13 protein-coding genes, 1 other RNA gene and 3 pseudogenes are annotated in these 18,591 nt (G+C 62.4%); 13 read left to right on the top strand and 4 right to left on the bottom strand.

The window, feature by feature from the left end; all coding sequences use genetic code 11:
- Nucleotides 1-94: 94 nt before the first annotated feature.
- Both PD885_RS10120 and PD885_RS10115 read right to left on the bottom strand, forming a co-directional pair.
- Nucleotides 95-385 carry a hypothetical protein gene (locus PD885_RS10120; protein WP_065975225.1) on the bottom strand — a complete coding sequence of 97 codons (291 nt, stop codon included), beginning with the start codon at nucleotides 383-385 and terminating at the stop codon, nucleotides 95-97.
- Nucleotides 386-509: 124 nt separating this feature from the next.
- Nucleotides 510-1,571, bottom strand: a complete 1,062-nt coding sequence (locus tag PD885_RS10115) for a replication initiation factor domain-containing protein (protein WP_065975223.1) — start codon at nucleotides 1,569-1,571, stop codon at nucleotides 510-512.
- A 240-nt stretch (nucleotides 1,572-1,811) separates the two neighbouring features.
- Between PD885_RS10115 and PD885_RS10110 the strand changes: the two genes are divergently transcribed.
- On the top strand, nucleotides 1,812-2,210 hold the full coding sequence (locus PD885_RS10110) for a DUF3693 domain-containing protein (protein WP_088056836.1): 399 nt from the start codon (nucleotides 1,812-1,814) through the stop codon (nucleotides 2,208-2,210).
- A 178-nt stretch (nucleotides 2,211-2,388) separates the two neighbouring features.
- Here the strand turns inward: PD885_RS10110 and PD885_RS10105 are convergent.
- Nucleotides 2,389-3,432, bottom strand: a pseudogene (locus PD885_RS10105) (PQQ-dependent sugar dehydrogenase); the annotation flags it as partial.
- 88 nt (nucleotides 3,433-3,520) lie between these two features.
- On the opposite strand from PD885_RS10105, the pseudogene PD885_RS10100 reads away from it, so the two are divergent.
- From PD885_RS10100 to PD885_RS10040, 12 genes and pseudogenes are all read left to right on the top strand, one after another.
- Nucleotides 3,521-4,889, top strand: a pseudogene (locus PD885_RS10100) (IS5 family transposase).
- 115 nt (nucleotides 4,890-5,004) lie between these two features.
- Nucleotides 5,005-5,745 carry a flagellar motor protein gene (locus tag PD885_RS10095; RefSeq protein ID WP_002806574.1) on the top strand — a complete coding sequence of 247 codons (741 nt, stop codon included), beginning with the start codon at nucleotides 5,005-5,007 and terminating at the stop codon, nucleotides 5,743-5,745.
- A gap of 6 nt (nucleotides 5,746-5,751) precedes the next feature.
- Nucleotides 5,752-6,726 (top strand): flagellar motor protein MotD, encoded by a 975-nt coding sequence (motD, locus tag PD885_RS10090; RefSeq protein ID WP_002806572.1) that lies wholly within the window; start codon nucleotides 5,752-5,754, stop codon nucleotides 6,724-6,726.
- Between the two features lies 1 nt (nucleotide 6,727).
- Nucleotides 6,728-7,510 carry a ParA family protein gene (locus PD885_RS10085; RefSeq protein WP_002806571.1) on the top strand — a complete coding sequence of 261 codons (783 nt, stop codon included), beginning with the start codon at nucleotides 6,728-6,730 and terminating at the stop codon, nucleotides 7,508-7,510.
- Nucleotides 7,507-8,574 (top strand): chemotaxis protein CheW, encoded by a 1,068-nt coding sequence (locus PD885_RS10080; RefSeq protein WP_002806569.1) that lies wholly within the window; start codon nucleotides 7,507-7,509, stop codon nucleotides 8,572-8,574. Before PD885_RS10085 ends, PD885_RS10080 begins: the two co-directional genes overlap by 4 nt.
- A gap of 98 nt (nucleotides 8,575-8,672) precedes the next feature.
- A complete protein-coding gene (locus PD885_RS10075; protein ID WP_002806567.1) occupies nucleotides 8,673-8,981 on the top strand; it encodes an STAS domain-containing protein in 309 nt (102 codons plus the stop codon).
- On the top strand, nucleotides 8,978-9,343 hold the full coding sequence (locus PD885_RS10070) for a response regulator (protein ID WP_002806565.1): 366 nt from the start codon (nucleotides 8,978-8,980) through the stop codon (nucleotides 9,341-9,343). Before PD885_RS10075 ends, PD885_RS10070 begins: the two co-directional genes overlap by 4 nt.
- 33 nt (nucleotides 9,344-9,376) lie before the next feature.
- Complete coding sequence (locus tag PD885_RS10065; RefSeq protein ID WP_088056835.1) at nucleotides 9,377-11,371, top strand: chemotaxis protein CheA; 1,995 nt, start codon at nucleotides 9,377-9,379, stop codon at nucleotides 11,369-11,371.
- A gap of 440 nt (nucleotides 11,372-11,811) precedes the next feature.
- Nucleotides 11,812-12,345 carry a hypothetical protein gene (locus PD885_RS10060; RefSeq protein WP_002806508.1) on the top strand — a complete coding sequence of 178 codons (534 nt, stop codon included), beginning with the start codon at nucleotides 11,812-11,814 and terminating at the stop codon, nucleotides 12,343-12,345.
- Between the two features lie 327 nt (nucleotides 12,346-12,672).
- On the top strand, nucleotides 12,673-13,434 hold the full coding sequence (locus tag PD885_RS10050; RefSeq protein WP_002806505.1) for a transporter: 762 nt from the start codon (nucleotides 12,673-12,675) through the stop codon (nucleotides 13,432-13,434).
- A gap of 13 nt (nucleotides 13,435-13,447) precedes the next feature.
- Nucleotides 13,448-15,820: pseudogene (locus tag PD885_RS22415) on the top strand (methyl-accepting chemotaxis protein).
- A 215-nt stretch (nucleotides 15,821-16,035) separates the two neighbouring features.
- Nucleotides 16,036-18,291, top strand: coding sequence for a methyl-accepting chemotaxis protein (locus tag PD885_RS10040; protein WP_002806500.1), 2,256 nt, complete (start codon nucleotides 16,036-16,038; stop codon nucleotides 18,289-18,291).
- A gap of 4 nt (nucleotides 18,292-18,295) precedes the next feature.
- On the opposite strand, the gene PD885_RS10035 is transcribed toward PD885_RS10040, so the two are convergent.
- Nucleotides 18,296-18,371, bottom strand: a non-coding RNA gene (locus PD885_RS10035) — sX9 sRNA.
- Between the last annotated feature and the right edge of the window lie 220 nt (nucleotides 18,372-18,591).

Below are 18,591 nucleotides of genomic sequence, written 5' to 3'. Positions count from 1 at the left end.
ATGCAGGTCCGTAGAAGGGGACCGCGCATTGCCCCGTAGAAGCGTCGTAGTCGGCTTCCTTGCAGTGCAGGACAAAGACGGCCATGAGGATTCCTTATGCAGCCTTGGGCGGCTGCTGGACGCCCTGGGCGGGCTTGTCGACGCGCACCAGGGTCGGCTTACGCGGGAGCTCGAAATCGCCATAGCGATTGACAGCCACGTTGTCTTCGAGGTTGTACTCGTAGACGCCGTTTTCATAGGGCGGTTCCTTGCCAAGATCCAGACGGACCGTCTGGCGGAACTTCGGGGTTTCGGCGCTGGCTTCCTGCGTGCGGATGATTCCGCTGCGGCCCTGCTTCTCCCAGTGCTTTTCATTGACGTGCTGGCTTGTGATCGTGATCTTCATTGCGATTGTTACCTTGACTGTGATGGAATTCCGTGATGCGTCACGGTGCGGTTGCGATAAATTAGTTTCGTGAAGAGTCACGAATGCGGTGTTGGTGGGGCCCGCGCCGCAAGCGACACGGTCCCTAGTAGGCGCAATCGGGGAACAGCTCATCCAGCTGGTTGCTGATGCGAACCTCTAAGTCGAGCTGATGCAGGTTCTTGAAACGCCCTGGTACGCCGTCGTGCGACAGGTAGCGCTGCAGGACAGACACGGCGTATTCGGGGCTGCGACTGTTCAACGCGTTCCAGAGGACGCGGAGCGCTGTGCCGGCTTGCGTGTCGATGAAATCGACCATGGCTTTGACGGACGGATTAACCATGCGTTCTTTCAATTCCAGCCTGGTCAACTCACCAATGACCAGATCAGCGAGAACGGTGTAAGCGCTGGCGAAGTACTTGCCAGGGTTAGACAACGCGGCCAGGGGAAGATTGATACGCTTGGCGTAGAGACGGAGTTCGCAGCGAACCCAATCACTTTCCGGGTCGCCGAGCTGCTTGCCCTTTTCGTAGATGCACAGCTCTTTGTGGCCCTTTTGGCCGATGTAGAACGATGACCCCTTGTTGGTGCCCTCGTCGTTGATCGACTTAGCGTGCGGAGGCCGGCCGTTCATTGTGAACAGTCCTTCGTGGTATGCCTCACGGAACTGCTGGACATCGAAAATCTCACCGCTGTGGTCATCGATGGCGATATCGACGCGAGTCAAATGCGCACCGAGATCCTCGGCGATGCGCTCGACAAACGGCCAGCTGGGGACGTGGCTACAGCCCTGCCCTGTGAGGCTGATCATGACCTCACCATCGTCGGAGAGACCGAGGCGACCACAGACGCTAGAAGTCTCATCGATCAGCATTGCGCTGCGCTGATAGCGGAAGTTCCACAAGCGATCAGCGAGGGGGCCAGCAACGATGCTGCTGGAGGTGCCGAACACGTAGGCCACCATCTGCTGTGCGTTCATGCGCTTGAAGAAATTGACGGCCTTGTCAGAGTCAAAAACGAGGGTGCAGAAATCGATGATCGGCTTCGAGAGACATTCGAGGGTCTGAGACTTTTGGCCCGTGTTACTGCTCGGGCCAACCGGGTGCGCCGGCCGATTGCACAGCTGCGCCGGTGAAAAGGGTAAACAAAGGGCGAGGAGCGGGGTCACAGAACCACCGCCGGGGTGTTGCCGATCATGTAATAGCCGATCACGCCGCGCAGGTATGCGCAGGCGATCAGCACCAGCAAGCCGGCCAGCATAAAGTGATGCGTCACGAAATGTCCCCTTGACATGTCCCCTACCCTGACCCGTGACCCCCGGGGGGTGCCGGGGGGCGGGACGCTTAGCCACGCTAAACGCAGACGCTTGTATAGTTCAGCGAAACAAGAATGTAAAGGTCAGCTAAACATGAGCGCGGAAAACGAACTGATCAACCTTGTGCGAGCAGGAGGAAAGTTCAGTTCAGACAATGAGTTAGCTCAGAAGCTGGGGGTGACCAGGGCGATGGTTAGCTCTTGGCGTTCGGGCAGGTATGTGCTGCCGGACGATCAAATTGCGCAGCTCTGTGCGCTTGCAACGCTAGACGGGGCAAGCTGGATGGCAAGGATTCACACCGAGCGTGCAGCGTCCGCGACAGAACGTGCTCTGTGGCAATCGATCCTGGACAGACTGGCCCCGATCACCGCGGTGGTCGGGGTGCTGGGCCTAGTCGCACTAGGGATCCACGCAGGAAGCCATGAGGCGGTAGTGGCGGCCTTCTCTCCGGTCGCCATAACGCCAACCCTCTATACATTATGCGAAATGTAAGTGCTTCCTCAAATCGGCGCTCAGTCACCGCTGCTCTCTCTGGCTGGTAGCCAGCTGCTACTTGGCTGACGTGCCCGATCGACCTCCACGTGGCCTGCATAGTTTGCCGGCCTCGCTCCAAGGTTTCTCGGGCGTCCTGGAGGGAGGCATGATCAGCGGCCACTGCCTCATCAGCGTGTTACTGCGGCGAAGCAGTGGTCGTCTCAGGCGTGACACGCCAGATGATGTTGGCCAAGTCATCGGCGACGATCAATGCGCCACGTGGGTCGACGGTGACACCAACCGGTCGGCCGCGGGTCTTGCCGTCTTCGCCATGTAAGCCAGAAACGAAGTCGATCGGGTCGCCTGCCGGGTGACCGTCACGGAACGGCACGAACACCACCTTGTAGCCGGCTGGCGGGTTGCGATTCCAACTGCCGTGCTCGCCGACGAACACGCCGTCCGCGAATTTTGAGCCCATCGCTGTAGACGAAAATGCCACACCAAGTGCGGCCACATGCGAGCCCAACGCGTAGTCAGGAACGATAGCCGATGCGATTTTCTGCGGATCCTGCGGCATGACGCGCTTGTCAACGTTCTTGCCCCAATAGCTGTAGGGCCAGCCGTAGAATCCGTCTTTGTGCACCGAGGTCAGATAGTCGGGCACCAGGTTCGGGCCGATTTCGTCGCGCTCGTTGACCACGGCCCAAAATGCGCCGGTCCCCGGCTGGATAGCGAGCGCAGTGGGATTGCGCAGGCCGGTGGCCTACGGCTTGTGCGCGCCGGTCGCCGCATCCACTTGCCACACTTGAGCACGGTCCACTTCGGCAATCATGCCGTGCTCGGTGATATTGCTGTTGGAGCCGATCGCCACATACAGATAGCGACCGTCGGCGCTCGCAGTCAGCGCTTTGGTCCAGTGGTGATTGATCGCCGATGGCAGGTCGGTGACCTTGCCCAGCGCGCTGCTCGCCTGCGTCTGGCCATCGCGATACGCAAAACGCACCAGCGCATCCTGATTGGCGACGTAGAGCGCGTTGCCGATCAGCGCAAGTCCGTACGGCGCGTTGAGCTTGTCGGCGAACACGGTCTTCAACTCATAAGTGCCATCGCCGTTGGCATCGCGCAACAAGGTCAAGCGATTGCCGCTTTTAACCGGCGACGTACCCTTTGCCTTGATCAAGCCGGCAATGATGTCCTTGGGCTTGAGATTCGGTGCGGAGCCGCCACGGCCTTCTGCCACACGACCGCAAGGCCTTGATGTCTGCACCGGCGTGCCAAAACTACCAGTGTTCGCTACGCTGAAGGCTGGTTTCTGGCAGTTTCCGCCCATGCGTACACGCCGTCCTGCTGCCGAAGACAGACCCGCCGACGAGTTGTTTCGTTCGCGGCTGGAGAACCAGATCGATCTGCGTCATCCGCTGGCGCGGCTGAGCCAACGGATGCCGTGGGCGGCGTTGGAGCAAGCACTTTCATCGCGCTTGCCGGCCACCCAGGCCGATGGCGGTCGGCCGGCATTGCCGGTGCGGCTGATTGCCGGTTTGCTCTACCTCAAACACGCCTACGACCTGTCCGATGAAGCGGTGTGCGAGCGCTGGCTGGAGAATCCGTACTGGCAGTTCTTCACCGGTGAGGTCGTGTTCCAGACGCGTTTGCCGTGCGATGCCAGCTCGCTGACGCGCTGGCGGCAGCGCCTGGGTGAGGCCGGGATGGAAGAGCTGCTGGCGCACACCATCAACGCCGCGCATGCGATGCAGGCGGTGGACGCACGCGAGTTGTCGCGGGTGATCGTGGACACCACGGTGCAAGAGAAGGCGATCGCCTATCCGACCGACAGCCGTTTGCTGGAGGTGGCACGCAAGAAGCTGGTGTTACTGGCCAAGCGGCACGGCATCGGATTGCGGCAGAGCTACGCGCGGCAAGGCCCGGCCCTGAGCCGCAAGGCAGTTCGGTATGCGCATGCGCGCCAGTTCAAGCGGATGCAGCGCGTGCTGCGACGTCAACGCACGGTATTGGGGCGGGTGTTGCGCGACATCCAACGCAAACTCGATCAGGTAAACACCGGCGTGCGCGAGCGCATCGCTGTCTGGCTGGAACGTGCGCAACGGCTGTACACGCAGCGTCCGAAGGACAAACAAAAACTGTACGCATTGCATGCCCCGGAAGTGGAATGCATCGGCAAGGGCAAGGCGCGTCAAGCGTACGAATTTGGCGTCAAGGTCGGCATTGCGGTCACCGCCTGCAAGGGATTGGTCGTGGGTGCGCGCAGCTTCCCGGGCAACCCGTACGACGGCGATACCTTGGCCGAGCAGCTGGAGCAGACACGCGGGTTACTGCAGGATGTGAGCGTAGAACCGACGGTGGCGATCGTGGACCTGGGCGATCGCGGGCGCGAAGTCGATGGCGTGCAGGTCCCTGCATCGCGGCAAGGCCAAGACGCTGACGCGACGGCAATGGCGCTGGATCAAGCGACGGCAGGCGGTGGAGCCGGTGATCGGACATCTGAAAAACGACTGCAGGTTGCGTCGCTGCAGGCTGAAAGGTGCCCAAGGCGATGCGCTGCACGTGCTCGGCTGCGCCGCTGCCTACAACCTGCGCTGGCTGCTGCGCTGGATCGCGTTTTTGCGTGCCTGGATGCGGGCGATGAGATGGTCATCCTTGAGTACCGTGCCGCTGTCACCGACGGCACTTGGCGCTTGAAGGGGATTTTTCAGGGACGACTAGAGAGGCCCTTTGGGACTGCCCACGACAACTTTCTGGTGCAGCGCGCGTGTGTTTCTATCAAGTCCGCCGCGCTTGGGCCGATACCGCCTGCATGGACAGACTTAGCGTAATCGGACTGGTGCTCGCGATCGTGGCGATCGTGGGCGGCAGCGTTTTGAAAGGTGCCGGCATTTCGTCGCTGTGGTCGCCGGCGGCCTTCTTGATCGTGATCGTCGGTACTGTGGCGGCGATCCTGTTGCACACCTCGCCGGCAGTCTTCCGGCGCGCGTTCAAGATCCTGCGCTGGGTGATCCAGCCGCCGGCCAGCAATCGGCCGCAGCTGCTGGCGCGTATCGTGGAGTGGAGCAACATTGCCCGTCGCCAGGGCCTGCTGGGCCTGGAAGACCAGCTACCGCGGCAGAACGACACCTTCCTGCGCAAGGGCCTGCAGATGTTGGTCGATGGTGTTGAGCCGGAATCCATGCGGCATATGCTTGAGATCGAAGTCGACAATCAGGAGCGTCAGGATCTTGCCGCAGCCAAGGTGTTCGAAGGCATGGGCATTTACGCACCCACGCTGGGCATCATCGGTGCGGTGCTGGGGCTGATGGCAGTGATGAAGAATCTGGCGAACCCGGCCATGCTTGGGCACGGCATCGCGGCAGCGTTCACCGCCACCATCTACGGAATCGCCTCGGCCAATCTGTTGTTTCTCCCAGTCGCTGCCAAGCTGAAGAGCGTCATCCAGTGCAGTACCAACGAGCGTGAAATGGCGATCGAAGGCTTGATCGCGATCGCCCAGGGCGAGAACCCGCGCAACATCGAATCGAAACTGGCCGGATACTTGCATTAGTCCGCCATGGCATGTCGTCGCAAACATCACGAAGAACATGGCAACCACGAAGCGTGGGCGATCCCGTATGCCGATCTGATGACGTTACTGCTGGCGTTCTTCGTGGTGATGTACGCCATCTCCTCGCTCAACGAAGGCAAGTACAAAGTCGTGGCACAGGCGTTCACCACTGCCTTCGGTGGCTCGTCCAATGCGGCCAGCCCGGTGCAGATCGGCAAGACCCAGACGCAGGGCGCCGACTACGACCGCCCGTCGGTGATCAAGGCCGACGCGCCGATGGCCGATCCCAACAGGCCGACCGACCCCACCCTGTTGCCCTCCATAGCCGCGCAGATGCGCATGCCGGTGTCGTTGCGCAACCAGGCGCAGCTGGCGCGCGCGCAGCGGCAGATGGATGCGGTGGCGCAACAGCTGAGCAAGACGTTGTCGCCGCTGATCGACAAGAAACTCATCACCATCCGCCGCAACGATCTGTGGATCGAGGTGGAGATCAACAGCGACATTCTCTTCGGCACCGGTTCGGCCGCACTAGCCAGCACGGCGCGCGCCACGTTGTCCACGCTGGCCTCGGTGCTGCGCGATGCGCCCAACGGCGTGCGCGTGGAGGGTTATACCGACAATCAGCCGATCGCGACCGCGCAGTTCCCTTCCAATTGGGAGCTATCGGCCGCGCGCGCAGCCAGCGTTGTGCACTTGTTTGCCGATGACGGCATCGCCCCGCAGCGATTGGCGATGGTGGGCTATGGAGAATTCCGCGCACGTGCCGATAACAGTACTGAGGCGGGACGGAATGCGAACCGGCGTGTGGTGTTGATCATCCTCGCTGACTCGGCTGGCTCACTCGCTCCCGATCCGCCATCGCAGATGCATGCGACCGCTGCCGGGGCGCCCAAGCTTCCCAAGTCTGGCGGCGGCCAAACGGCCGTTACCACCGTAAGCGGAACAAATTCCGTCCCCGCCGTAATTCAAGGAGTGCAGTGAGATGCGTATCTGGGCAATCGCCAACCAAAAGGGCGGTGTAGGCAAGACCACTACGACGCTGGCATTGGGTCGTGGTCTGGCCGCGCTCGGCCACCGGGTGTTGCTGATCGACCTCGATCCGCACTCCTCGCTCACCCGCTCGTTCGGCGTGGCGGTGGACCCGCCGCCGCGCGGGGTGCTGGACCTGTTCGGCACTCCGCCGAGCGATCTGGCCAACCTGCTGCACGAAAGCGCCATCCCCGGCTTGTCCTATGTCTGCGCGCAAGCCGCACTGGCCACGCTGGAACGTCGCAGCGCCACGCAGCCAGGTCTGGGCTTGGCCCTGCAGAACGCCATGAGCCGCCATGCCGGCCAGCACGACTACATCCTGCTCGACTGCCCGCCCACGCTCGGCCTGTTGATGATCAATGCATTGGCCGCCTGCGACCGCGTGGTGGTACCGACTCAGGCCGAGCCGCTCGCGCTGCATGGTCTGGCCAGCATGGTGCGCACCGCCGACATGGTGCAGCGTTCGCGTCGTCGCGAACTCCCGGTGTCGATCCTGCCGACCTTGTTCGACCGACGCACGCGCGCCGGCACCGACACACTCAAGGAAATGCAGGCCACCTACGGCGCCGTGGTCTGGGAAGACGCAGTGCCGGTGGATACCCGAATTTGCAATGCCGCTGCACTGACCCTCCCCGCCACCGGCAGTGACTATCAGGGCCGCGGCCTGTCCGCTTATCGCCGTGCGCTGGAATGGGTGCTGGCCGAAGACGCGATGCGCATGGAGCAAGCCGCATGAGCAACCACAGCGCCAACGGTGAGATGGACGATTATCTGGAAGGGCTGCTGCACGATGCCGGTATCGAGATCCCTGCCCCCCCCGCGATTGCCGACATCGCCGCTGCACAGGTACTTGCCGATGCAGACGTCGCATTAGCCGAATCACCTGTGCAGATCGCCGCCGCACCTCAAGCCGCTGCCACAGTCCTCAGTGCCGAAGCGATCGCCGCCGATTTCCTGGCCGAAATGGATGCCGACCCAGCCTTCGGTGCGCCAGTAGTTGCCGCACCAAGGGCCATAGACATCGCCGCCGATTTCCTGGCCGAAATGGACGCCGATCCGGCCTTCGGTGCGCCAGTGGTTGCCGCACCGAGTGCCGTAGATATCGCCGCCGATTTCCTGGCCGAAATGGATGCCGACCCGGCCTTCGCCACGGCCGCACCCAGCCCGTTTATGAGCACGGCCGATCTGATGGCCGAAATGGACGCGGACCCAGCCTTCGGTCTTGCCGCACCGGCTGCACCTGCACCTGCACGCGCTGCGCCGACACCGATGCAGGCACCCCACCGCGCGCCACCGGCACCGGCCTATCCGCAAGGCCTGCAAGCACTGTTGGCGCCCGGCCAGGCCGAACGCATCAATTCCGAACGACGCGTAAGCGAACGCAGCACACGTTGGTTGCGCCTGCGCTGCGGCGAACAGACCTACGCGCTGGAATTGCTCAAGGTGCAGGAAGTGGTGTTGCCTGTGCCGCTGCTGCCATTGCGCGGCACCGCCAGCGCAATGCTCGGCATCATGAATCTGCGTGGCCAAGTGGTGCCGGTGATCGATCTGGGCGTGCATCTGGGTTCGTCGCCGGTGGACATGGATCTGCAGACGCGTGTGGTGGTGCTGGAAGAAAATGGCGAAACCATGGGCTTGCGTGTGTCGGCGGTGGAAGACGTCACCAGCCTCACCGATCAGCAGATCGAGCCACCGGACAACGCACGCCTGTGCCGCATTTCCAACAACCTATTCCGTGGCGTGGCACGTTTGGGCCACCAGCCGATGATCCTGCTAGACGCCAGCCACCTGCTGCATTGATGCGCAACCGACGCGCACCTGCACGCACAACGATTCAGCATTAAAGCTTTTCCGCCCCCCGCCGTTAGTACGCATAGAACAATCTGTTCGGAGCAACCATGAGCACAGTGACATTGGGCGAGGATCTCGGCATCGAGACCAGCGCCGAACTCAAGCAGAAACTTGTCGGATTTCTCGAGCAGGACGGCCAGTTGTTGCTTGATGCCGGCGACGTCCGGCGCATCCACACTGCCAGCGTGCAGGTGCTCTACGCCTTTGTGCAGGCTCGCCGCCAAGCCGGCCTGCACATCGAATTCGATGGTTGCAACGACACCTTTAGAGATGCGGCTCGTCTGCTCGGCGTCACCGACGCGCTCGGACTTTCCGCATCCAATGACAACCTGAAATCTGTGGAGAACGCCGCATGAGCGCACGTATCTTGGTGGTGGACGATTCGGCGTCGATGCGCCAGATGGTTTCTTTCGCCCTCACCTCGGCCGGCTTTGCCGTCGAAGAAGCCGAAGACGGCGCCGTTGCACTGGGCCGCGCGAAGGGCCAGCGCTTCAATGCGGTGGTGACCGACGTGAACATGCCCAACATGGATGGCATTTCTCTGATCCGCGAACTGCGCCAGCTGCCGGACTACAAGTTCACCCCGATGCTCATGCTTACCACCGAATCGGCGGCCGATAAAAAGTCCGAAGGCAAGGCGGCGGGTGCGACGGGTTGGTTGGTGAAGCCGTTCAATCCAGAACAGTTGATCGCCACCGTCCAGAAAGTTCTGGGTTAATTCCTTTTCGCTTCACCATCGGATCTCACGCCCATGAGCATGGACCTGCAACGTTTCCACGCGACCTTTTTCGAGGAAAGCCGTGAAGGGCTCGACGCGATGGAGGCCGGGCTGCTGGCCCTTGAAGAGGGCAACCGCGACCCGGAAATCATCAACTCGGTGTTCCGCGCCGCGCACTCGATCAAAGGTGGCGCTGCCACTTTCGGTTTCGAGGCCGTCGCCGGCCTGACCCACGTGCTGGAGACGCTGCTGGACGAACTGCGCTCCAACAAGCGCCAGCTCGAACCCAATGCAGTCGATGCCATGCTCGGCTCGGTAGATGTGCTGCGCGCCTTGCTGCGTGAAGCCGAACACGGCACTCCTGCCGAGCCGGCTGCGGTCAAGGCCGTGCACGTTCGTTTGAACGCAGTGCTGGCTGGCGAAGCGCCTGTGGCCGCCGCGGTCGCCATGCCCAAGGAAGAAGAACCCGACGCCTGGCACATCGGCTTCACGCCCGCGCCGTCGCTGTTCATGAGCGGCAACGACCCGCTGCGCATCATTCGCGAGCTCGAACATCTGGGCCCGTTGCAGATTGCCGCACGTCTAGAGCGCATGCCGGGCTTTGAAAACATCGATCCACTGGAAGCCTACCTGGCGTGGGATCTGGGCCTGATCGGCAAGATTCCGCGCAGCAAGATCGAAGACACCTTTGCCTGGGTGGTGGACGATTGCGAACTGGACATCCGCCCGATGGCGGTCCCCGGCCCGCCGGCCAGCCTGGCGATCGACGCCGGCGCAGCCGCACCTGTTGCAGCCCCTGCTGTCGCGGGGACTGCTACCGCCGCTGCGACGCCTGCCAAGGCTGCTGCTGCCGAAGCCGAAAGCTCGATCCGCGTCAGCGTCGACAAGGTTGATGCATTGATCAATCTGGTTGGCGAATTGGTGATCACGCAGGCCATGCTCAAGCAGGTTTCCGCCGATCTGGACCCGGCACATGCCGAGCGTCTGTTTGCCGGCCTGGATCTGCTTGAGCGCAACACCCGCGACCTGCAGGAAGCGGTCATCGGCGTGCGCATGTTGCCCGTCGACGCGGTGTTCCGCCGCTTCCCGCGCCTGGTCCGCGATCTCTCCAGCCGTCTCGGCAAGCAGGTGCGTCTGCGCACGATTGGCGAAGGCACGGAGCTGGACAAGGGCTTGATCGAAAAGATCGCCGATCCGCTGGTGCATCTGGTGCGTAACTCGATCGACCATGGTTTGGAAATGCCCGATGCACGTCGCGCCTCCGGCAAGGACGAGACCGGCACGATTACCTTGGCGGCATCGCACCAAGGCGGTCACATCGTAATCGAAGTCAGCGACGACGGCCGCGGCCTCGACCGCGCCAAGATCCTGGAAAAGGCGGCCGAACGCGGCATTGCCGTGCCGGACAACCCGACCGATGCGCAGGTGTGGGATCTGATCTTCGCACCAGGCTTCTCTACCGCCGACGCAGTCACCGATCTCTCCGGTCGTGGCGTGGGCATGGACGTGGTCCGCCGCAACATCCAGGGGCTGGGTGGCGAAGTGCAGCTGGAAAGCAACGCCGGCAGCGGAACCCGCGTGCTCATCCGTCTGCCGCTGACGCTGGCGATTCTCGACGGCATGACCGTGTCGGTGGCTGGCGAAACCTTGATCCTGCCGCTGGCCTACGTGCTCGAAGCACTGCAGCCTGCGCCGGAAGACATCCGCTCGATGGCTGGCGACGGCCGTGTGTTGCGGGTGCGTGGCGAGTATCTGCCGATTCTTTCGCTCACCAACTACTACGGCTTCGGCGGGCAACAGTCCTCGCAGGAACCGCTGGTGGTGGTGGTCGAAGGCGACGGCCAGAAGATCGCGTTGGAAGTGGACGAATTGCTTGGCCAGCAACAGGTCGTGGTCAAGAACATCGAAAACAACTATCGCCGTATCCCGGGCGTTTCTGGCGCCACCATTCTCGGCGATGGTCGGGTTTCGCTAATCGTGGACATCGGTGGGCTGGTGCGCTCACTGCGCGTGCCGCAAGCTGCGTAAAAGCGGCAACCGGGCACGGTGCGAAGGTCGAATGACAAAGCAGTCAACAAAGCCCCGGCTGGCGCATAGCGATGGCCACCTGCAACGGCTGCGCACGCCAACTCGGCGGGCATGGATGCTGTGTTGAGCGGGGGTCAGCGGCCTGCCAATTTGACAGGGACAGGAAGCTAAAGCGTGTCTCCTGCTGGCGAGAGGTTGAGGTAGGACTAAGGTGCAGGCGCACTGCATCGACCACTCCATAGTCGCACTCTGCTGCTTCCAAAACGCCCTGCCTGTCGGGGCGTTTTGCTGTGCAAAGAACCTAACCAACTCGCCACATGGACCCAACCTTTCACCGATATCTTTACCGTTGATCGAAAGGTGATCAAGCGCAAGCCGCTGCGGCCGATACACAACGCCATAAGGGCTGCCATGCCCGCGCTACGTTGAAGGAAGTCCGCATGCACACCGCCAAATCCATCCGCTCCGCCCGCACCATGCTGGGCTCTGTGTTCGCCGTCGCGCTGCTGGCTGCCGGCGTTTCGCTCCCCCCCTCCTTCGCCGCACCGGCGGCGCCCGTCTGCGTTCTTCTGGACAATGTACCGGTCACCGCGTTGCAGTCGCTTGCGCTGGATCTGGTGCAATTACGCCACGACCAGCGTGCGCAGCTTGCCGCATCCCATGACATGGAACGCATCGATGCCTACGACGAGCGCCTGGGCAACCTGCGTCAACGCATCGCCCGGCACGCAGGCTACTTCCAGGCCACCGCGCCGCAGGGCGAACAGGCACGCCAGTTTGCATTGGTGCAGCAGCAGTTGGGCCAGTATTTGGCGCAGCACCGCTTGGCCAATCGCGCCATGCACGACGGTGATCTGCAGTACGCACAAGCCTTGGCGCTGGGTCACACCGGCGATACGCGCCACCTGCTGTGGACCGAACTGCAGAATCTGCAGCAATCGGTCGCCAGCGTGAGCGGCCCGCAACGTCACTGAGCGAACGCCGGCGCTGCGGCGCTAGTTGCATCGGCTGGCCACAGCCTTTCGACCAGGTCCCAGTGCACCGATCGCGCGGGCTGCCACTCAAGCCGTCGTGCGTCGTGCACTACAGCTTGATCGTGCACACGGTGCATGACTTCCAACCTCGTGCCCCCCTCACACGCGCCGTCCATCGGGCGCGCATCAAGATTCATGCGCCGCTGCCGTTAGTGAGGGTGATATCGGTCGACCGCTCCCCCGCGGCGGTCGCCGGTTCAACACCGCATGGGCACCGTCGCCAGACAACCGCATGCGTCCGGATGTTCGGTCGTTCCAGGGGTCGCCATGAAGTCACGTGTTCTTGCCAGCTGCCTTGTTCTGTTCGGAGTTGCCGGCCATGCCCGCGCCGAAGATTCGATCGCGACCGATCGACCGGATTTTGTCGAGTCCAGCCTCACTGTAGGCAACCATTGGGTACAGGTGGAAACCAGCGTCGCGTGGGAACGCGATGCGTCTGTGGCGACTTATTCCACGCCCACGCTGTTTCGCTACGGCCTTGGCCAGACATGGGAATTGCGTCTGGAAACCGATGGCTGGCAGCGCATTGATGCACCGGGCCAAGCCAAAGTCAGCGGCATGGCCGATGTGTCGCTCGGCATCAAACACCACCTAGTCAGCTCCGACGACGGCAAGACCTCGCTGGCCTGGCTGCTGCACGTGGATCTGCCCAGCGGCGCGCATGCCGTGCGCGGTCATGGCGCAAGGCCATCGTTCCGGCTGGTGGCCGAGTGGGATCTCAGCGACAGTATCTCGGCCGGCATGATGCCCGGCGTGATCCGGGACGACGATGGGCAAGGCCATCGCTACACCGCAGGTATTTTCGGCGCGGTACTCGGCAAGGCGTGGAACGACCGCGTGCGCTCCTTCGTGGAATTGGCGCTGCCGCAGATCGCCAAGCGCGACAACGGCGGCACGGTCGCGCTGCTCGATGTCGGCTCGGCCTGGCTGCTGAGTAACGATGTGCAACTGGATGCGGTGTACAGCCGCGGCCTCAACGACCGCTCACCGGATCACGCGCTCGGCGTCGGTCTGTCCTTCCGCTTCTGATACAGGCCCCACCATGAAGATCATGCACATGCTGGCAATTCTGGTGCTGGTGGCGGCGCTGGCCCTGCTCACCCTGGGCGGCGTCGGCTACAACGGCCAACGCGGTTTGCTCGACGCGATTGCCGCACAGGTCACCTCCTCCGATGCACTGCGCAACCACATGCAGGCCGACATGATGCACGATGCGCTGCGCGGCGATGTCACTGCCGCGCTGCTCGCCGCCTCCAGGCACGACGATGCCGGCATTGCCACAGCACGCACCGCACTTGGCGAACATGCCGGCGAATTCCGCAAATCCCTGCAGGCCAACCGCAAATTGCCGCTGGACCCGGCATTGCGCAGCGAGCTGGACGCGGTCACTCCCACACTGCAGGCCTACATCGCATCCGCCGACCACGTGATAAGGCTGGCCGAATCGCACGCCGACAGCGGCGCGGGCTACGCCGATTTCACTGAAAAATTCGGCCAGCTCGAAACCCGCATGGGCGCGATCAGCGAGCGCATCCTGGCCTTGAACGCAGCCGCGCGCAGCCAGGCCGAGCAGTACAGCAAACGCGTGATGTGGCAGCAAGGCAGCGCCATGGTGCTTGCCTTGGTATGCCTGGCACTGGCCGCCGGCTGGATCCTGCGCTCGGTGTTCGGCCTGCTTGGCGGCGAGCCGCAGCTGGCCATGGCCGCCGCACAACACATCGCCGAAGGCCGCCTGGACCAACCGATTCCGGTTGCGGCAAACCACGCGCGCAGCCTGATGGGGGCGTTGGCGCGCATGCAGCGCGACCTGCGCGAACGCCTGGAGCGCGAGCGCGGCATCGCCGCCGAAAACCTGCGCATTCGCACCGCGCTCGACAACGCCTCCACCGGGATGTACATCGCCGACCCAGACCTGACCATCATCTACACCAACAACGCATTTCAGACGCTGGTGCAGACCTACGCCGACGACATCCACGCCTGCGTACCGGCATTCGACCGCTCGAAGCGGCTGATCGGCCAATCGGTGTCGCTACTGGAAGTGGGCAACGCGCAGGATGCGGAAATCTATCAACGCCTCGACCACCAAGGCTCTGCTCAGCGTGAGGTGCAGTATCGCGCCGCTTGCATTACCCAGGACGTCTCGGCCATTCGCGATGGCACCGGTGCACATCTTGGTTTTGTCTGCGAATGGCGCGACCGCACCGCCGAAGCGCGGGTCGAAGTTGACGTGGCCGATGTGGTGCGCAGCGCGGCTGCCGGCGACCTTTCCAAGCGCATCGACAGCAACGGCAAGCAGGGCTTTTTCCTGCAACTTGCGCAACAGCTCAATGCATTGCTCGATGCGAACGCAGGCAGCATCGCCGAGGTCTCGCGCCTGCTCAGTGCGCTGGCCGAAGGCGATCTGAGCGCGCGCATGCACGGCAACTTCCACGGCGTGTTCGCCAGCATGCGCGACGATGCCAACACCACCGCCGAGCAGCTAGCGCTGGTGATTGGGCACATCCAGCAGGCGGCCGGCAGTATCCACACAGCGTCCAGCGAGATCGCCGCCGGCAACAACGACCTGTCGCAGCGCACCGAACAACAGGCCGCCAATCTGGAAGAAACCGCCGCCTCGATGGAAGAACTGACTTCCACGGTCAAACAGAATGCAGAGAGCGCACGTCAGGCCAATCAGCTAGCCATCGGCGCAGCCGGTGTCGCTTCGCAAGGTGGCGCGGTTGTGGCGCACGTAGTCACCACCATGTCCGGCATCGAAGTGTCTTCGAAAAAGATTGCCGAGATCATCAGCGTCATCGACAGCATTGCGTTTCAGACCAATATTTTGGCTCTGAACGCAGCGGTAGAGGCCGCGCGTGCCGGCGAGCAAGGCCGTGGCTTTGCCGTGGTCGCCACCGAGGTTCGCGCATTGGCGCAACGCTCGGCCGCTGCGGCGAAAGAAATCAAGCACCTGATCGACCACTCGGTCAGCAAGGTTGCCGAAGGCTCGCAGCTGGTGCATCAGGCCGGCACCACCATGGCCGAGATCGTGGCCAGCGTGCAGCGCGTTACCGACATCATGGGCGAGATCGCCGCCGCTTCGCAGGAGCAGTCGTCCGGTATCGAACAGGTCAATCTCACCATCACCCAGATGGATGAAGCCACCCAGCAGAATGCCGCACTGGTGGAAGAAGCCACCGCTGCTGCCCGCACGATGGAAGACCAGGCCAGTCGGCTGGCGCAGGCGGTGTCGCGCTTCAGGCTTGCCGATGCGTAGAACTCCAGTGACATGACGCCTGCCGCCAGGAAACTGGCTGTCGCTACGGTCCGCCGTGTCGCCACAGCCAGCATGCCCGCACCGGCTACGCGCCGTCCCTTGGCCAGCGCGCCTGCGCTCGCCGCTGGCAACGACAGACAGTGGCAGGACGGTTGAGCTACCCGCGCGATGCATGCGGCCCACCTTGCTCACCCTGGTGGATATCGTTCAGCGGCCTGGGCCGCCCTGCCCGGCACGACTGTCTGTCGAGCTGGTTGATCGCACCATGCCAAGACCGCTCGCCGCAGCGTTCACCGTCCAAGGATAAAGAATCACGCCCGTCAGCCGTTAGCCTGCATGACAGCGTCAAGACACAACACTCGGAGTAAGTGATGAACAAGTTCAACGACTGGCCGATCCGCCGCAAACTGATGTGTGCTTTCTGCCTGAGTGCAGTGCTCACCGCCTTGCTGGGCGGATTGGGTTTTTCGCGCATGAAGCAGATGCAGCAGGAAACCACCCTGATCAACCAGGACGTGGTGCCGGTGCTGAGTCGTCTGTCCGAGCTGCGTGGTTTCGCTGGCGAATTCCGCGTCTACGAAGTGGGCCAGTTCGTCAATCTCGACGACCCGGAACGCTTTGCGTACTTCTTCAAACGCATGGACGAAATCCAGACCAAGTACGTCGAAACGCAGAAAACCCTGGATGCCAAGATCGGCGCCGCATCACCGTTGAAGGCCGAATACGCCAAACTGGCCGATGCCAGTGCGCGTTACTTTGCCGCCAACCAGCAGCTGCGCAAGCTCTATGCAAAACCCGACCGCACCGCAGCGATGGAATTTTCGCGCAAGCAGTCTGGCGAGATCCGCAAGGAACTGTTCGCCTCGGTCGATAAGCTGTACGCACAGCAGTCCAAAGCGCTAGGCGACCTGGTAGACGCAAGCAACGCCTCGTTCAAAGTGACCAGCGCCGTGCTACTGCTTGGCACGCTGTTGATGGCTGCCTTGTCGGTGACCTTTGGCTGGCTGATCGCACGCAGCATTACCACGCCGCTGTCCAAGGCATTGGGCGCCATCCAGGCGGTCTCGCGTGGCGATCTGAGCGCGCAGATCGGAAAGACTAGCAAGGATGAGATCGGCCAGATGCTGGAGGCTACCGGCGGCATGACCCAGATGCTGCGCCGCTTCTCCGACGAGACTGTGCGCATGTCGCACCTGCACGCCGCCGAAGACATCACCCATCGCATGCCGGAAGATTTCCCTGGCGTGTACGGCAAGCTTGCCGGCGGCATCAACACGATGATTTTCGAGCATCTGGATGCCATTACTGATTCGGTGCGCATCCTCAACCAGTATGCCCAGGGCGATTTAAGCCAGGACGCACGTCGTCTGCCGGCCAGCCGCGCGATCCTGCACGAGGCGATGGATGCGGCCAAGGCCGGCCTGTTGTCGATCAACACCGAGATCAAGCAGCTGGCGCAAGCCGCAGCGGCGGGCGACTTCAGTGCGCGCGGTGACGCGACGCGCTTCAAGTACGACTTCGCGGTAATGGTGTCGGATCTGAACTCGATGATGGAAGTCAGCGATCGCAACCTGGGCAAATTGTCACAATTGCTCGGCGCAGTGGCCGACGGCGACCTAACCGCTCGCATGGATGGCGAATTCCACGGCGTATTTGCGCGTCTGCGTGACGATGCCAATGCGACGACACAGCGGCTGACCAATATTGTCGGCCGCATCAAGCACTCCACCTTGGCAATCCACACTGCCGCGAGCGAAATTGCGGCCGGCAACAACGACCTTTCGCAGCGTACCGAACAGCAGGCCGCCAATCTGGAAGAAACCGCCGCCTCGATGGAAGAGCTCACCTCCACCGTCAAGCAAAATGCCGAAAGCGCACGCCAGGCCAACCAGCTGGCCATCAGCGCGGCAGGTGTGGCCTCGCACGGCGGCAGCGTGGTCGGCAAGGTGGTTACCACCATGTCCGGCATCGAGACCTCGTCCAAGAAGATTGCCGAAATCATCAGCGTCATCGATGGTATTGCCTTCCAGACCAATATCCTGGCCTTGAACGCCGCGGTGGAAGCCGCACGTGCCGGTGAGCAGGGTCGCGGCTTTGCCGTGGTCGCCTCGGAAGTGCGTACGCTGGCGCAGCGTTCGGCCGGCGCAGCGAAAGAGATCAAAAGCCTGATCGACGACTCGGTGAGCAAGGTCGCCGAAGGCTCGGCGCTGGTGAATCAGGCCGGCAGCACCATGAGCGAGATCGTCTCCTCGGTGCAGCGCGTCACCGACATCATGAGCGAGATTTCTGCCGCCTCGCAAGAGCAGTCGTCCGGCATCGAGCAGGTCAACCAGACCGTTACGCAGATGGACGAGGCCACTCAGCAAAACGCCGCGTTGGTGGAAGAAGCCACTGCCGCTGCCCGTTCGATGGAAGAGCAGGCGCAGCAGCTTACCGAAGCGGTAGCGCTGTTCCGCCTGTCCGCCGAGCTGGAAACAGTGACGCGTGCCAAGCCGGTGGTGCGTCATATCGCTGCCAAGCCGACGGCTCCGGCCCGTACCAACGTCGCCAAGCTGCCCGCTCGGCCGGCAGCACGCACTGCCTTTACAGCAGCAAAGTCCAATGAATCGGATTGGGCGGAATTCTAAGAGTGGCCAACAAACCGTAGTGAACAGTCGCCAGGTGGGTGCCGACAGTGCGAATAAACCGCAGTGTACGCGTGGCACATGCCGATTTCGAGCACCGGCCGCGCCCGCCTGGCGGCTGTGTAGTAGTTTTGTTGGCCGATCCAAAAGGAAGACTACGCCTGCACCGATTGTGCATCCAGTTCACAAAAATGACTTGATTTATAGGTTTTTTGTGTCGATGAGTTAAGTGATCGCGATATGCCGCCGTTATTCCTCTCAGCGACATGTTACGCAATGCGGGGTGAAGCACGGGTTGCCCCT

Origin of the sequence: Xanthomonas fragariae, from assembly GCF_900183975.1 — a bacterium.
Classification (GTDB): Bacteria; Pseudomonadota; Gammaproteobacteria; order Xanthomonadales; family Xanthomonadaceae; genus Xanthomonas; species Xanthomonas fragariae.
This window is presented reverse-complemented; position numbering and strand designations above follow the sequence as displayed.